At 47.0% G+C, this 16,521-nt stretch carries 14 protein-coding genes; 9 read left to right on the top strand and 5 right to left on the bottom strand.

Annotated elements, in window-relative coordinates:
• Window positions 1–22 precede the first annotated feature (22 nt).
• Window positions 23–1,102: an alpha/beta hydrolase gene (locus OCV81_RS05630; RefSeq protein ID WP_262640182.1), complete on the top strand. Its 1,080-nt coding sequence runs from the start codon at window positions 23–25 to the stop codon at window positions 1,100–1,102.
• Window positions 1,103–1,512: 410 nt separating this feature from the next.
• Here the strand turns inward: OCV81_RS05630 and OCV81_RS05625 are convergent, their stop codons facing one another.
• From OCV81_RS05625 to lon, 3 genes are read right to left on the bottom strand one after another with little or no spacing between them, the layout of a single operon-like run.
• Window positions 1,513–2,640: an LptF/LptG family permease gene (locus OCV81_RS05625; protein WP_148329216.1), complete on the bottom strand. Its 1,128-nt coding sequence runs from the start codon at window positions 2,638–2,640 to the stop codon at window positions 1,513–1,515.
• Window positions 2,641–2,700: 60 nt separating this feature from the next.
• Window positions 2,701–3,831, bottom strand: a complete 1,131-nt coding sequence (gene tgt / locus OCV81_RS05620) for a tRNA guanosine(34) transglycosylase Tgt (protein ID WP_148329116.1) — start codon at window positions 3,829–3,831, stop codon at window positions 2,701–2,703.
• Window positions 3,828–6,317, bottom strand: a complete 2,490-nt coding sequence (gene lon, locus OCV81_RS05615) for an endopeptidase La (RefSeq protein WP_022353669.1) — start codon at window positions 6,315–6,317, stop codon at window positions 3,828–3,830. Before lon ends, tgt begins: the two co-directional genes overlap by 4 nt.
• A gap of 186 nt (window positions 6,318–6,503) precedes the next feature.
• On the opposite strand from lon, the gene OCV81_RS05610 reads away from it, so the two are divergent.
• Window positions 6,504–7,220 carry a tRNA1(Val) (adenine(37)-N6)-methyltransferase gene (locus OCV81_RS05610; RefSeq protein WP_148329114.1) on the top strand — a complete coding sequence of 239 codons (717 nt, stop codon included), beginning with the start codon at window positions 6,504–6,506 and terminating at the stop codon, window positions 7,218–7,220.
• A 2-nt stretch (window positions 7,221–7,222) separates the two neighbouring features.
• On the opposite strand, the gene OCV81_RS05605 is transcribed toward OCV81_RS05610, so the two are convergent.
• Complete coding sequence (locus OCV81_RS05605) at window positions 7,223–8,257, bottom strand: diacylglycerol/lipid kinase family protein (protein ID WP_148329111.1); 1,035 nt, start codon at window positions 8,255–8,257, stop codon at window positions 7,223–7,225.
• Between the two features lie 223 nt (window positions 8,258–8,480).
• Between OCV81_RS05605 and spt the strand changes: the two genes are divergently transcribed.
• On the top strand, window positions 8,481–9,668 hold the full coding sequence (spt, locus tag OCV81_RS05600; protein WP_148329109.1) for a serine palmitoyltransferase: 1,188 nt from the start codon (window positions 8,481–8,483) through the stop codon (window positions 9,666–9,668).
• A 278-nt stretch (window positions 9,669–9,946) separates the two neighbouring features.
• The gene (locus OCV81_RS05595; protein WP_148329107.1) at window positions 9,947–10,480 is read left to right on the top strand and encodes a ferredoxin domain-containing protein; all 534 of its coding nucleotides are present in this window, start codon (window positions 9,947–9,949) and stop codon (window positions 10,478–10,480) included.
• Here the strand turns inward: OCV81_RS05595 and OCV81_RS05590 are convergent.
• The gene (locus OCV81_RS05590) at window positions 10,467–11,276 is read right to left on the bottom strand and encodes a Cof-type HAD-IIB family hydrolase (protein WP_148329105.1); all 810 of its coding nucleotides are present in this window, start codon (window positions 11,274–11,276) and stop codon (window positions 10,467–10,469) included. The two genes, OCV81_RS05595 and OCV81_RS05590, sit on opposite strands and share 14 nt — an antisense overlap.
• A gap of 464 nt (window positions 11,277–11,740) precedes the next feature.
• Here OCV81_RS05590 and OCV81_RS05585 point away from each other — a divergent pair, with 464 nt between their 5' ends.
• Genes OCV81_RS05585 through OCV81_RS05565 form a run of 5 tightly spaced genes read left to right on the top strand, consistent with a single transcriptional unit; the run spans window position 11,741 to window position 16,465 of the window.
• The gene (locus tag OCV81_RS05585; RefSeq protein ID WP_148329103.1) at window positions 11,741–12,301 is read left to right on the top strand and encodes a restriction endonuclease subunit S; all 561 of its coding nucleotides are present in this window, start codon (window positions 11,741–11,743) and stop codon (window positions 12,299–12,301) included.
• Between the two features lie 7 nt (window positions 12,302–12,308).
• Window positions 12,309–13,838 carry a type I restriction-modification system subunit M gene (locus OCV81_RS05580; protein ID WP_148329101.1) on the top strand — a complete coding sequence of 510 codons (1,530 nt, stop codon included), beginning with the start codon at window positions 12,309–12,311 and terminating at the stop codon, window positions 13,836–13,838.
• Between the two features lie 12 nt (window positions 13,839–13,850).
• Window positions 13,851–15,161 (top strand): Fic family protein, encoded by a 1,311-nt coding sequence (locus tag OCV81_RS17810; RefSeq protein WP_148329099.1) that lies wholly within the window; start codon window positions 13,851–13,853, stop codon window positions 15,159–15,161.
• Window positions 15,162–15,180: 19 nt separating this feature from the next.
• Entirely contained in the window at window positions 15,181–15,372 is a 192-nt protein-coding gene (locus OCV81_RS05570; RefSeq protein WP_148329097.1) for a hypothetical protein, read from the top strand.
• Complete coding sequence (locus tag OCV81_RS05565; RefSeq protein ID WP_148329095.1) at window positions 15,356–16,465, top strand: restriction endonuclease subunit S; 1,110 nt, start codon at window positions 15,356–15,358, stop codon at window positions 16,463–16,465. Before OCV81_RS05570 ends, OCV81_RS05565 begins: the two co-directional genes overlap by 17 nt.
• Window positions 16,466–16,521: the final 56 nt, after the last annotated feature.

Below are 16,521 nucleotides of genomic sequence, written 5' to 3'. Positions count from 1 at the left end.
AGAAACATAGAAACTTGTAGAAATGGATAATAAAATGTGGAAGACGTTGTGTGCGGCATCGGCGGCTTGGTTTCTGGCTACGGGCAGCCTTTCCGCCGCAACGCCGGATGTAAAAACGGAGGTGAAAATGGAAAGACAGAGTTTGAATCTCACGCAGGAATGGGATAAGGTGTTCCCCTTGAGTTCGAAAGTGAACCACCGGAAGGTGACTTTCATAAACCGCTATGGAATTACGCTGGCAGCGGATATGTATGTGCCCAAACAGGCAGAAGGTAAATTACCGGCCATCGCCGTAAGCGGACCGTTCGGGGCCGTGAAGGAACAGTCGTCCGGGTTATATGCTATGGTGCTGGCTGAACGGGGCTTTCTCACCATTGCCTTCGACCCCTCGTACACGGGTGAGAGTGGGGGCGAACCGCGTTACGTAGCTTCGCCCGACATCAATACGGAAGATTTCTGTGCGGCGGTGGATTTTCTGTCCACCTGCGACCAGGTGGATGCCGACCGTATCGGTATTTTGGGTATTTGCGGATGGGGAGGCATGGCTCTCAATGCGGCAGCCATTGATACCCGTATCAAAGCCACGGTGACTTCCACGATGTATGATATGAGCCGGGTAACAGCCAACGGTTATTTTGATGTCATGGATGCGGATGCCCGCTATGAAATGCGTAAGCAACTTAATGCACAGCGTACGGAAGACTACCGTCACGGTACGTATGCGCAGGCCGGGGGCGTGGTCAATCCGCTGCCTGCCGATGCGCCCCAGTTTGTGAAGGATTATCATGCGTATTACAAGACGCCGCGCGGCTACCACAAACGTTCGCTCAACTCCAACAACGGGTGGAACAAGACCTCAGCCCTTTCATTCATGAACATGCCCATCCTGTCGTATAGCGATGAGATACGCAGTGCCGTGCTGATGATTCACGGCGAGAAGGCCCATTCACGTTACTTCAGCGAAGATGCTTTCAAGAAGCTCAAGGGCGACAACAAGGAACTGCTCATTATCCCCGGTGCCAGTCATGTGGACCTGTACGACCGGATGGACGTGATTCCCTTCGACAAAATCGAACAGTTCTTTCGCACGTACTTGAAATAAAGTTCCGTTCTTCAGTGATTCCCGAGAACTTTGTTCGGTAAAATGGAGTGACGAGAATCTGGACGTAGAATAAAAAGATGTGAGGCGTTCGCTGATAGAAAAATGGGTTAGATTTACTTGCAATCTATCGGTTACCCCAAAGAATCTCCTGCTTTTAGCCATACAATTCAGATAGGCGAAATAAAGCAGGAGATTTTTACTTTTAAGACTCAACCTGTAAGACTTTCCCCTTAATATTTCTGTGTCGAAACAGTCTCGTCTTTCTGTGTTGAAATGGTCTTATCTTTTTGTGATGATTGTCCTTCACAGGCTCGGACTTTCCAAATAAAAAATGCATCCTGAAAGTGAAAAACGACTTTGGGATGCATTTTTGTTATAATAAAGGAATTGGGTTTCTGTAGCGTTTTATTTTATTTTGGCGCCTTCCGATAGAGGTAAATCGCAATGAACAGATAGAGGATGTTCGGAATCCATACTGCCAGATTCGGCGACGCGTTTCCGTTGATGGCGAAGGTCGACGAAATGGTCTGGAACAGGATGTAGGAGAAGCTCAGGGCGATACCGATACCCAAGTGAAGTCCCATACCTCCTTTTCGTTTCTGCGACGAAAGCGAGAGCCCAATGACCGTCAGAATGAAGGCCGCGAACGAGGTAGCGATGCGTCGGTAGTATTCCACTTCGAACACTTTGATGTTGGCGAACCCTCGTTGCTTCTGCTTGTCGATGTATTCCCGAAGTTGCGGACTGGTCATGGTTTCCTGCTGTCCGCGGGTAATCAGGAAGTCCTGCGGCTCCATGTTGATGATGGAGTCCATACGGTCACCACGGGTGATGGTTTCGCGCATGCCCTTCATCTCGCGGATCATGTAGTCCTTGATAATCCACCGGTGTACGGCGGTCGTGTCGTAGGTGATACGGCGGGCCGTGAGATGTGACACCAGTTTATGGTCTTCAAACTTATCGAGCGAGAAACGGTAGGCCGTCTTGTTGTAGTCCTCGTAGCGTTCCATGTAGGCAATTACCCCCGTGTCCACCTCCAACTGGATGTTGCGCACGTAGTCCGTCCGTTTCTTGTTCTTGTACACCTGTTCGAACTTCAGTCGAGTCACACTTCCCGTGGGGATGACTTCCGTGCTCAGCACGTAGGTGACCAGGGCGATGATGGCCGCCGAAATCATATAAGGCACCATGAGCCGCTTGAAACTCATGCCCGTGGAGAACATGGCGATGATTTCGGAGTTCTCCGCCAGTTTCGATGTGAAGAAAATCACGGCGATGAACACGAACAGCGGACTGAACAGGTTGGTGTAGTAAGGGATGAAGTTCAGGTAATAGTCGAAGATGATGGCACTGATGGGCGCCTTGTTGTTGATGAAGTCGTCAATGTTTTCATTGATGTCGAACACCACGGCAATGGAGATAATCAGTGCGATGGCAAAGAAATAGGTGCCCAGGAACTTCACGATGATGTACCTGTCGAGCCGTTTCAGCCATTTCTTCTTGAACGGGTTTCCTTTTAATTTTTTCAGCTGTTCCATTCCTGTCTTCAGGTAGAAACGGAACAGCTGGAACACATTGTGCTTCATATCAAACTACAATTACAATCGGGTAGATAAACGTTTCACCATCATCGGCTTCCAGGTAGAGAAGTCGCCGGCGATGATGTGCTTGCGGGCCTCGCCCACGAGCCAGAGGTAGAAGGCCAGGTTGTGGATGGAGGCAATCTGGAGGGCAAGCAGCTCCTGGGCATGGAACAGGTGGCGCAGGTAGGCACGGCTGTACATCGTGTCCACGTAGGAAGCACCGTCGGCTTCGATGGGGGAGTAATCGTTCTCCCATTTCTTGTTGCGCATGTTCATGATGCCGTCTTTGGTGAAGAGCATGCCGTTTCGGCCGTTGCGGGTCGGCATCACGCAGTCGAACATGTCCACTCCTCGTTCGATGCCTTCCAGAATATTGACCGGAGTTCCCACGCCCATCAGGTAGCGGGGCTTGTCGGTAGGCAATATTTCGTTGACCACTTCAATCATCTCATACATTTTCTCCGTCGGTTCCCCTACGGCCAGTCCGCCGATGGCGTTTCCGTCGGCATTCTTCGAAGCGATGTACTCTGCCGAGCGCCGGCGCAGGTCGGGATACACACATCCCTGCACGATGGGGAAGAGCGACTGGCTGTAGCCGTACTTGGGCTCCGTTTCGTTGAAACGGGCGCAGCAGCGGTCGAGCCAGCGATGCGTCAGCTCCATCGACTTCTTGGCATAGTCATAGTCGGAGGTGCCGGGCGCACATTCATCGAAAGCCATGATGATGTCGGCCCCGATGGTGCGTTCGATGTCCATCACCCGTTCCGGAGTGAACAGGTGCTTCGACCCGTCGATGTGCGAGCGGAACTCCACGCCCTCTTCCCGCAGTTTCCGGATATCGGAGAGGGAGAACACCTGGAAGCCCCCGCTATCGGTCAGCATCGGGCGGTCGAAGCCGTTGAACTTATGCAGTCCTCCGGCCCCCTCAATGATGTCGAGTCCCGGGCGCAGATAGAGGTGATACGTGTTTCCCAGGATAATCTGGGCCTTGATGTCGTTCTTCAGTTCGTGAAGATGCACCCCCTTTACTGTACCGAGTGTGCCGACCGGCATAAAGATAGGGGTCTCAATCTGCCCGTGGTCGGTCGTAATCAGACCGGCGCGGGCATTCGATTTGGGATCCGTATATTGTAACTCAAACTTCATTGTGCTGGGTTTTCTTGGTTTTTGTCTTTGTCTTCTTTCACGGTGAAATCAATGGCATCGGCCACCTTCTCGTCGGTCAGGGCCAGACGGAGCACCTCCTTGATGTCCTTCACGTAGTGGAAGGTCATGCCCGTGAGGTACATCGGCTGGATTTCGTTGATGTCCTTGCGGTTTTCTTCACACAAGATGATGTCCTTGATACCGGCACGTTTGGCGGCCAGAATCTTTTCGCGGATACCGCCTACCGGCAATACTCGTCCGCGCAGAGTGATTTCGCCCGTCATGGCCAGGTTGGCTTTCACCTTCCGCTGGGTCAGTGCAGAAGCCAGTGAGGTGACCATCGTGATTCCGGCAGAAGGACCGTCTTTCGGAATGGCTCCTTCCGGCACGTGGATATGGATATTCCAGTTGTCGAAGATACCTTCTGGCAAGTCGAGCAGATGGCTGTGTGCTTTCAGGTATTCCAGTGCCAGCATGGCCGATTCCTTCATTACGGAACCCAGGTTTCCGGTCAGGGTCAACTGTCCCTTTCCGCGGCTCAGACTGGTTTCCACGAACAGGATTTCGCCGCCTACCGCCGTCCAGGCCAGTCCGGTCACCACGCCGGCATATTCGTTGCCTTGGTACTTGTCGCGGGAGTATTCCTGCGGGCCGAGGAACTTCTCGATGTCCTTCGGTTTCAGCTCATGTGTTTCGGTAAATTCCCCGCTGGCGATTTCCAGGGCGATTTTCCGCATCACCTTACTGATTTTCTTCTCCAGCTCACGCACGCCGCTTTCACGGGTATAGTTCTCGATGATGTATTCGATGGCCGGCTTGGTGAACTTCACGTGTTCCTTCTGCAAGCCGTTCTTTTCCATTTCCTTCGGAATCAGGTGGCGGCGGGCAATCTCGATTTTCTCTTCGGTGATGTAACCGCTCACCTCAATCAGTTCCATACGGTCGAGCAACGGAGTAGGGATGGTGCCCAGGTTGTTGGCCGTGGCAATGAACATGACGTTCGACAAGTCGTAGTCGATGTCCACATAGTTGTCGTGGAACGTGTTGTTCTGTTCCGGATCGAGCACCTCCAGCATGGCCGAACTCGGGTCGCCGTGGTTGTCGTTGCTCAGCTTGTCAATTTCATCCAGAATGATGACCGGGTTGGAGGTCTCCGCCTTGATCAGGCTCTTGATGATACGTCCCGGCATGGCACCGATGTATGTCTTGCGGTGTCCGCGGATTTCCGCCTCGTCGTGTACGCCACCCAGTGACATGCGGACATATTTCCGCTTCAGGGCCGTAGCGATGGAACGTCCCAGTGAGGTCTTTCCTACACCCGGAGGGCCATAAAGACAGATAATCGGCGATTTCAGGTCGCCTTTCAGCTTCAGTACGGCCAGGTATTCCAGAATACGTTCTTTCACCTTCTCCAGTCCGTAGTGTTCCTTGTCCAGAATCTTCTTGGCATTCGGAATGTCAATCACATCCTTGGTATAGACTCCCCACGGCAGGGAAAGCAACGTCTGCAGATACGTCAGCTGCACATTATAGTCGGGCGATTGCGGGTTGATGCGTTCCAGTTTGGCCAGTTCGCGGTCGAAAATCTCCTTCACCTCCGGTTTCCAGAGCTTTTTCTCGCCCTTTTTCTGGAGTTCCTCGATTTCGCCGTCCTGTCCGTTGCCCAGTTCGTCTTGAATGTTCTTGATTTGTTGTTGCAAGAAATACTCCTTTTGCTGGCGGTCCAGGTCTTCGCGGGTACGCATCTGGATGTTCTGCTTCAGCGTAGCCAGCTGGATAGTTTTGTTGAGCAGCTGAATTAGACGGTACAGTCTGGATTTCAGGTCGTTCATCTGCAACAACTCATACTTCTCGTCGATTGGGAAAGGGAAGTTGCCCGAGATGAAATTCACCAGCACCTCGTTGTCGTCCAGGTTTTTCAGGGCGAAGGCCGTGTCGGGAGAAATGTCGTCCGAAAGGTCGATTATTTTTTTGCTCAGCTCCTTGCACGTATCTATCAGCGTCTTGAACTCATCCGTCTTTTCTTCCTCCATATTCTCCTCAATCAAGGATACTTTTCCTTTCAGGAAGGGACGAGTGCTTGTAATCTCCTCCAGTTTGACTTTGGGTCCGGTGGCCTGAAGTATGGCCGTAATATTGCCTCCGGGCATTTCGAATACACGGAGCACCTTCCCGACAACCCCGATGGGGAACAAGTCTTTCTGCTTGGGAGATTCTATTTCACCTACTTTTTGCGTAGTGATTACAATTGATTCTTTGGTACGGAATGCCTGGTTGACCAGTTTCAGGGTCGGTTGTCGTCCTACGCTGATAGGCATTACGATGGAGGGAAATATCATCAGGTTGCGTAGGGGCATGACGGGAAATTCCTTGGAAAGATCCTTAGGAGCATCTTCTGCCGAAACGGTTTCGAATTCGGCCATCATCGGAATGTCATCGCCTTCTGCGTCGATCAGAAAATCGTTATTTTTTTTCTTCTTTGCCATATTGGTTTCTCTCTTCTAAATTTAAGAAGCATTTTTTATTGTTCAAACGGCACAAAGGTAATCATTCCGTGTCGAATTTGGAAACTATTTGCTTCAAATACCTGCTTAAAGTATAAAAATAATGTGGGATTTGTCTGCTTTCTGCCTGCATTTACGTATTTTTGGCGCAAATTTTAAGAAGAATATATGCCAAATCCTTTTTTTCAGTTCAAGCAATTTGTGGTGTATCATGATAAATGTGCCATGAAAGTAGGAACAGACGGTGTGCTGGCTGGAGCCTGGACACGGGTGGAGAATGCCCGCCGCATGTTGGACATCGGCACCGGAAGCGGTTTGATTGCCTTGATGCTGGCTCAACGCAATGCCACGGCTTCTGTCGTTGCAGTAGATATTGACGAGGGGGCTGTGGTGCAGGCGCGTGAGAACGTGGAACGGTCACCTTGGAAACACCGGATTGAGGTGTGCAGGGAAGACATCCGCCACGTGCCGGAAGACTGGGGAACTTTCGATGTGATTGTTTCGAATCCACCGTATTTTGTGGAGGACGTGAAATGTCCGCAACGGCAACGGAACACGGCGCGGCATACCGACGACCTGGACTTCGAAGCTTTGTTGTCGGCCGTAGCGAGGCTTTTGTCCGATTGTGGAACCTTTTCGGTTATTCTTCCGGCAGCGGCAGCCGCGGATTTCATTGCATTGGCATTGGGGAAAGGGCTGTTTCTTTCCCGTCAGACCTGGGTGCATCCTCGTGAGGAACTGGCAGCCAAGCGTGTACTGATGGAGTTTGCCAGACATCCTCTTCCGGAGACAGAGGTCACCCGTCTCGTGATTGAGTCGTCGGTCCGTCACGTCTATACCCCAGAATTTGAGAATCTGGCCCGCCCTTTCTATCTGGCGTTATAATGTCATTTCTTTGAGAGTCTTCTCAGAATGTGCTGGTTAAGTAACAACAGTTGCTTGTGCTTCTGGGCAATGGTCGATGTGAGAGGACGCCGTCCGATGAAATCGGTGAAGTGCTGGAGGATGTTCAGCGGGGGAGACGGCATGCGCTTGGGGCGTATCGGGGCAATGACATGAAGTCCCTGATGGATAATCTGGACTTCCAGGTCTTTTCCTCCCATCATCGGGTCGCCGTCGAAATGGAACACTCCCTCCTGAGCTCGGTGGATGACAATCCGTTTGTCCTTCATGGTCTTGATACGGCTGTTCTGGTCGAGGGTACGGTTGAACAACTGAAAGGACAAGGAAGGTACATCCAGCACCGTGAAAGGTTCTAGAATGGTGATGTCCATCATGCCGTCGGTCAGGGAAGCCTGAGGAGCGATATAAGCATTGTTCCCGTACTGGGACGCATTGGCACAGGCTATTAGAAAAGCCTTGTAGCGCACGGTACCTTCCGAATTCTCAATTTCGTAAGTCTCCGGCTGGTAGGTCAGGCTTTCGTGTAGGGTGTTTTCCAGATAGGTGAGCAGCCCTCTCTTGCCCGAATCGGCGAATTTCAGGCTCACGAACGCATCGAACCCCACTCCGCATGTACAGAAAAAAGGATGCTTGTCGATGATGCCATAATCAATGGTCTTGACAAGTCCGGCGTTCAGCACGTTGATAGCAGCTCTGGGTTCCATGGGGATATGCAGGTGGCGTGCCAGCCCGTTGCCCGAACCGCAGGGAATGATGCCCATGGCCGTATCCGTATGGATCAGTGCCCTTCCTATTTCATTGATGGTTCCGTCTCCGCCGATGGCTACCACGATGTCTGTACCTTCGGCGGCGGCCTGTGCGGCTATTTCCGAAGCATGTCCGGCATATTCAGTTTTCCGGATGGAATAGTCGTATTTGGATGCGTCCAGTTCTTGGCCAATCAGCTTTAGTATGAATTCTTTTCCGTGTGTTCCGGATATGGGGTTGACTACAAAAATGATTCGCTTTTTCGTGTCCATAAACCTGTTTCCTTAAATTTTGGGAGTACAAAAATAACATTATCTTTATAATCAGCGCCCTTTTTTGTGGATAATTAAACAAGAAACCATTTTTTTTAGTGGATTTGCGTCGGGTTTTGGAGTTTTTATTATCTTTGCACGTTCTTAGTGAAAAGGATGTAACGACAGGTTGCATAAGTATAAAGTTTAACGTAAGCTGGGATGCTTACCAGATACTTAGAATATGGGATTATTACAGGAAAAATTTAGTAAATTCAGATTGCCTCAGATGTATATGGAAAGAGGCGTTTATCCTTATTTCCGGGAAATAGACAGTGCCCAGGACACAGAGGTGATGATGGACGGAAAGAAGGTGCTGATGTTTGGTTCAAACTCTTACATGGGCTTGACTCACGACCAAAGAATTATTGACGCGGCCATTGCAGCGACTCGCAAATACGGTACGGGATGTGCCGGTTCCCGTCTGTTGAACGGAACACTTGATATCCACGTGCAGCTGGAAAAAGAGCTGGCTGAATTCGTTGGAAAAGATGAAGCGCTCTGTTTCTCTACGGGTTTTACGGTGAATGAAGGAGTGATTCCTCAGTTGGCCGGACGTGGTGACTACATCATTTGCGACGACCGCGACCACGCATCTATCGTAGACGGACGCCGTCTTTCTTTTGCCACTCAGCTGAAATACAAGCATAATGACATGGAGGCTTTGGAGAAAGAACTCCAGAAATGCGAACCGGACGCTGTGAAACTGATTGTAGTGGACAGCGTGTTCTCCATGGAAGGCGACTTGGCTAACCTGCCGGAAATTGTCCGTCTGAAGAAAAAATACAATGCCAGCATTTATGTAGACGAAGCTCACGGTTTGGGTGTCTTCGGTCGCGAAGGCCGCGGTGTATGCGACCATTTCGGCGTAACGGACGATGTCGACCTGATTATGGGTACGTTCAGCAAGTCACTGGCATCTATCGGTGGTTTCGTAGCCGGTGACAAGGACGTCATCAACTGGTTGCGCCACAATGCCCGTTCTTATATCTTCCAGGCCAGCAACACACCGGCTGCTACGGCTGCCGCCAGAGAGGCTATTCATATTTTCAAGACTGAACCGGAACGTCAGAAGAAATTATGGGAAATTACTAATTATGCGTTGAAGAGTTTCCGTGACGCTGGATTTGAAATCGGTGATACAGAAAGTCCGATTATTCCGTTGTACGTGCGCGATACGGACAAGACCTTCGAAGTGACCAAGCTGGCCTTTGACGAAGGTGTCTTCATCAATCCGGTAATCCCGCCTGCCTGTGCACCGCAGGACACACTGGTGCGCTTTGCACTGATGGCTACTCACACCAAGGAACAGGTGGACTTCGCCATTGAAAAATTAATCAAGTGCTTCAAACAACTGGATTTATTGAAATAATAAATTATATCGTTTGACTTTTTAAAGGACTTTGAAAGGAGGTTTTTACTATGGGAGCTGCAGGTAATAAAAAACCGAAAGGTATGCATAAAAAACATGCGCCGGCTTATCAAGTAGAAGAGGCCATTCATGAAAATGACCTGAAAAAAGGAAAAAAGAAATAAATCATTTGGCGATTTATTTTGAAAAGGGTTATATTTAGAGTATCCGAAGCTCAGGCAGAGGAACTCGGATATAACCCTTTTTTTTATTGTATATTGTTTTAACTTGAAGGAGATATGATACTGAATGAAAGAGACAGCCGCCATGAACAAGTGTTGCAGGTGGCACAGCAGATGATGACAGCCGCCCGCACGGCCCCCAAGGGGAAGGGTGTGGACATCATAGAGGTGGCCATGGTGACGGAAAGCAACATCCGTATCCTGTCGGACACGATGAAGCAGATGTATGAAGACAATGGGTTTAAATTCTTCTTGCGGGACGCCGACAATATCCTGCAGGCAGAGTGTATTGTGCTGATAGGCACTCATTCACATCCGCAGGGATTGGATTGCGGACATTGTGGGTATGAGACCTGCGCCAGCCGCAAGGAAGGAGTGCCTTGCGCCATCAACAGTGTGGATGTAGGCATCGCCATCGGGTCGGCCTGCTCCGTAGCTGCCGACCATCGGGTGGATACGCGGGTCATGTTCTCAGCCGGACTGGCGGCCCAGCAACTCGACTGGCTGGACGGATGCACCCAGGTGTATGCCATCCCCGTGAGCGCATCCTCCAAGAATCCGTTCTTCGACCGGAAGCCTAAGACAGAATGAATTTTTCTGCCGCATACGCCACGCCGTCTTCTTCATTCGATAGAGTGATGAAGTCGGCGTTTTCTTTTACCACGTCCTGCGCGTTGGCCATGGCAATCCCTAGTCCGGCGTATTTAATCATGGACAGGTCATTGAATCCGTCGCCGATGGCAATCATTTCTTCGCGCGACACCCCAATCTTTTCCAGCATACCCGCCAGTGAAAGGGCCTTGTCGATACCCTTCGGCACCAGTTCCAGGAAATAAGGCTCGGAGCGGAACACGCCCATGCGGTCTTTCAGGTGGTCGTACATCTCTTTCTCCAGTACCGCCAGACGGGTAGGGTCGCCCACAATCAGACATTTGGCAATGGGGTGCTTCACAGCCTCCAGGAAGTTGTCCACCTTCTTGATTTTCATCACGTTGAGCAGCGCCTCTTTCAGCACGTATTCATCGTCGGGCTTTTCGGTCAGCACATATTCCCCGTCGTAGGTCACGATGGCGAAATCGTTCTTCTTGGCACATTCATACAGGTAGGGAAGCACCTCCGGGTCGAGAAGGTTCTTGCATATCACTTCTTTGGTTTTCCAGTCGGTGATTTCTCCTCCGTTATAGGCCAGGATGTATCCTTCGTATTTCTGAAGCTCCAGCTGTTCGGCCAGAGGCACGATGCCGTAGGTGGGCCGTCCGGAAGCCAGTATGATTTTTACTCCTTTTTCCTGCGCTTTAAGAAGCGTTTCCCGGGTGTGAGGGGTGATTACTTTTTTCGAGTTGGTAAGCGTACCGTCGAGGTCTAATGCTAATAGTTTGTATTTCATAAAATAGTACTGTGAATCGGGTGCAAAAATACGGAAAAAAGTGCAATTGCGAAAATGCGGGAGCGGAAACGTGGCGCAGAAGGTGAGGTAGAGGGGATGCTGGGTGGAAAGGAGGCTTTGTGGTCTTGAAAAGACAAGGGCACAGACGGAGAGACGCTTCCTGTTTTTCTACGTTTCGCGGGGCGGAAACGTAGGTTTTCCAGTCGGGAAATGTATGTCTCCGCAGGCAGAAACGTACGGTTTCCGGATGCGGAATGTAGAAAATGAGAGGGCGGATGGGGGTATGGATAGGGGAGTTTTAAGATTAGATCTATGGATAATTATAGATTGTTGCTGTTAGATGATAATATACACTATTAAGTCTGTAATATAAATATAGTAATCTGATTACTTAGAAAAATAATGAGAATTAATTTGGAAAGTAAAAGATAAGATGTATATTTGCAGTATCAATATGGAGTAAAATGATTACTAAGAAAAAAATATTACTAAAAGAGTTTGCTGAGATTCTGTCTGGTGTATATGAAAAAACAGACCCAGATGGAGAAATAGCCTACTTGCAGACCAAAGATTGTACTGATATTGTAATCACGAAGTATGCTTCACGGGTATTGCAGACACCTAAAATGCAGAAATATTTGTTGCAAGACGGCGATATCCTTTTTGCTTCTAAAGGAGTGAACTATTTAAGTGTAGTGTTTCATGGTCAGGAAAAAGCAGTGGCTTCCACTTCCTTTTTTGTGATTCGGTTGAAATCACCGATAGTTACACCTGAGTATCTTTGCTGGTTTCTGCGTCAACCTTCTGTAAGGGCATATTTCAAGAGTAACCAGGCTGGTAGTGCGACACCGCTTATTCATAAACCTGCTGTAGAAAATTTAGAGATACCTGTTCCTTCGTTAGAAGAACAGAAAACGATTGTAGCCATAGCCCGTCTGTCAAAAAGAGAAATGGAGCTACAGCAAGCAATCATTGAAAAGAAACAGGCCATTGTACAACAATTATTAATGAATAAAATAAAGTAATCGATATATGGAAATTCAACAAAAAACAGACCAGTCACAAATCAATCGTGTAGTTTGGAAGGCTTGTGACACTTTCCGTGGAGTGATAGACCCTAGTCAATATAAAGATTATATCCTGACTATGCTATTTTTGAAATATGTCAGTGATGTCTACAAAGCCAAATATTCAGAATATTTGAACAGATACGAAGGAGACAAGGAGCGAGCAGCCCGCTCCATGCGGCACGAGCGGTTTGTCATTCCTGAAACAAGTTCGTTTGATTATTTATATCAACACCGCACAGCGGATAATATAGGAGAATTGATTGACATGGCATTGGCTGACATAGAAGATGCCAACCGGGAAAAAATGAGCAGTGAAGACGGTAGCAGTATTTTTCGGAATATTAGTTTTAATTCTGCCAATTTAGGAGAGCCGAAAGAAAAAAATGCCCGGCTGAAGAATCTGTTGGTTGATTTCAGCGAACTGGAATTGGATGAATCTCATTTGGAAAATAATGATATCATTGGAGATTCATATATGTATCTTGTATCCACTTTTGCCAGTGAGTCTGGCAAGAAAGCTGGAGAGTTTTTTACGCCAGCCGAAGTCTCTACGTTGTTGGCAAAGCTGACAAAAAGTAAACCAGGGGCGCGTATTTGCGATCCGACTTGCGGTTCTGGTTCTCTGCTGATTAAAGCCGGTAAGGAGGTGGGCAATAATAACTTCTCGCTTTATGGACAGGAAGTGAATGGCAGTACTTGGGCGCTGGCCATGATGAACATGTTTCTTCACGGCTTCGACAATGCGGTGATTCGTTGGGGAGATACGTTGCGTAATCCAAAGCTGAAAGAGGATGACAAATTGATGAAGTTCGACACAGTGATTGCCAATCCCCCGTTTTCATTGGATAAATGGGGCGCTGAAGAGGCAGCTCATGACCCCTATAATCGTTTTTGGAGAGGTATTCCCCCAAAAAGTAAAGGTGATTGGGCTTTTATTTCCCACATGATAGAAGTTGCTCAGGAAGGTAGTGGTAAAGTTGGTGTGGTAATTCCCCACGGCGTACTGTTCCGCGGAGCAAGCGAAGGCAAAATCCGCAAACAGGTGATTGATGAGAATTTGTTGGAAGCTGTTATCGGATTGCCGGCTAATCTGTTTTTCGGAACAGGTATTCCGGCAGCTATTGCTATTTTCAACAAAGGGAAAAAAACAGACAATGTGTTGTTTATCGATGCCAGCAGAGAGTATGAAAACGGAAAGAATCAGAACAAACTACGTCCGGAAGACATCGATCATATTGTTTCTGTCTATCAACGGTTCACGGCAGGGCAGCTTGAACCTGGTGTCGCAGAAGAAAAATATGCTTTTGTGGCCACTCCAGCCGATATCCAGGATAATGACTATAACCTGAACATTCCTCGCTATGTGGACACTTTTGAGGAAGAAGCAGAAGTGGATATTCCGGCCGTGCAGAAAGAGATTGATGCGCTCGAAGCCGAATTGGCGGAGGTTCAAGCTAAAATGAGAGATTATCTAAAGGAATTGGGATATTAAGATTTAGAAAGTATGGCTCACATTGATCAATTATATAATGAGTGGTTGGCTTTACAGCCGTTAAAGCCGGAAGATAAGAACAGACTGGACCGTAAATTCATGTTGGAGTTCAATTACAACTCCAACCATATAGAAGGAAACACTTTGACCTATGGGCAGACCGAACTGTTGTTACTGTTCGGAAAGGTTGTAGACGAGGCTAACATGAAGGATCTAGAAGAGATGAAAGCCCATAATGTCTGTCTGAGAATGATACAAGAAGAGGCAGACGATAAAAGCCATCCTTTGACGGAGACTTTTATCCGTCAGTTGCATCATACCTTGCTTCGTGAAGATTATACCCTATACCGTCAGTTACCGGATGGAACCACCACTTCCTATGTCATTCATGCAGGCGTGTACAAAACCCGCCCCAATTCGGTGATAACGGTGACTGGCGAACGCTTTGAATATGCTTCACCCGAAGAAACGCCGGCTCTTATGAATGACCTCGTAAATTGGTATAACGAGGCTGAACAGAACAATAATATGTCTCCGATTGAACTTGCGTCGGTGTTTCACTACCGTTACATTCGTATCCATCCTTTTGAGGATGGCAATGGGAGCATTTCACGTCTACTTGTGAACTACATTCTCACACGTCATGGCTATCCCATGCTTGTTGTTAAGAGTAAGGACAAATCAAATTATCTTACGGCGTTAAACCGATGCGATGTTGTCGTAGGGTCAACTCCATCTGTTGGTGCTCATGCCGAGGTAAAGCAACTTGAACCGTTTATTGGGTATATGTCAAAATGTTTGGAACGTGCGTTGATTATAAGTATAAAAGCTGCACATGGTGAAAGTATAGATGAAGCTGACGACTGGAGGAAGAGTCTAAAACTGAAATATCGTGATAAGTTGAACAAACCGGCACTTACAGATGAGTTCTTAGATAATGTCCTCAACAAGGTATATCAGCCTTTACTTAATCGCATCGACTCTGAACTTTCAGAGTTTTATTCAATATTCTCGTCTTTTATATGGGAACCAGGTGTTGCGGAATTTGTATTTGACACAAGCAACAATACTTACACGTCAAGAATGACAGTAACTAAACCTACTGCGGTTACTACGGCTACAAGAATAATTGTAGTCAGACTGATTATACAACAGTTCGTTTACAAGATTGATATTTCCTTGACAAATGGTTATTATTACGATAGTCTATATAATAAAGAATTTTCTTATCTTGAATCTTTATCAAAACAAGATGAAGCAGATATTATAAACGTAATAGGTCGTTTCTTAACGACTTTCATAGAAAGCAACAATCCTGTTTGATTTAACTATTACACAAAAAATGAATGACAAGTTAGATAATTACAGTAAATTAGTTGACCTTATTGGTGACATTATTAAAGCGACAAGCGATCCAAATGACCAAAAAGATCTTGACAAGGCATTAGACATAGCACATACCGTTGGTAATACGCTAAAAGTCATTGTTAATAAAAATGATGATACGGTTTCACAACATGAAAACGAACAATAATATACCACAAGGATATAAGAATTCACCACTTGGGATTATTCCCCAAGAATGGGAGGTAAAGAAATTAGGAGACGTGGCTGAAAGTTTTAGTGGCGGAACACCTAAAGCAGGTAATAATGAATATTATGGTGGCAATATACCTTTTATCCGTTCTGGTGAGATACATCAAAAAAATACAGCATTATTCCTTTCTGAGTTGGGATTAGCTGAGTCATCTGCTAAAATAGTAGAAAAAGGTGATTTATTGATAGCCTTGTATGGTGCAAATAGCGGAGATTCTGCAATATCTCAAATAAATGGAGCTATCAATCAAGCTATCTTATGTATTCGTCCTTATAATTTGCTTACATCTTTTTTATGTTCGTTTTTAGAATTGAAAAAGAATATGTATGTTGCTAAATATTTGCAAGGAGGACAAGGTAACTTATCTGGAGATATTGTCAATAATTATATTATTCCCATCCCTCCACTTCCAGAGCAACAAAAGATAGCGGAAGTTTTAGGTACATGGGACAAAGCCATTGAAAAGCAAACGCAGCTCATTGAGAAACTTGAATTGCGCAAAAAAGGATTGATGAAACAATTACTCACAGAAAAGAAACGTTTGCCGGGGTTTAGTGGAGAGTGGAAGAGGGTAAAGGCTGGTTTACTTTTTGGAAGTTCTTCTATTCGTTCTAATAAGTTAGAGCCTCTTTTATCTGTTACCCAAGATAAAGGAGTCGTTCCAAGAGATATGTTGGAAACAAGAGTCACTATGCCAGATGGTGATCTTTCATCTTTTAAACTTGTTGATGTAGGAGACTTCGTAATTAGTTTAAGATCATTTGAAGGTGGACTTGAATATTCAAAATATCGCGGTATTGTCAGTCCGGCATATACAGTCTTAAAAAAGAAGACAGACATAAGTGATGTTTTTTATAAAGTTTACTTTAAGAGTAATGATTTCATTCAACGCTTGGCTGTTGCAGTAATTGGTATAAGAGACGGTAAACAAATCAGTTATTCAGATTTTTGTTATATAAAAATACCATATCCTTCCTTACAAGAACAAAATGCAATCATTGCTGTCCGGAGAAATTTTACCACAGCGTAAGCTGTCTAGGACCGTTACCCTCCGGAACATTAGCAGTGAGGTCGGTTTGATTAAAT

The sequence above is a fragment of the Phocaeicola fibrisolvens genome (assembly GCF_025567125.1).
In the GTDB taxonomy this organism is placed as follows: Bacteria; Bacteroidota; Bacteroidia; order Bacteroidales; family Bacteroidaceae; genus Phocaeicola; species Phocaeicola fibrisolvens.
The sequence above is the reverse complement of the archived record's forward strand: the minus strand, read 5'-3'. Positions and strand labels throughout refer to the sequence as shown.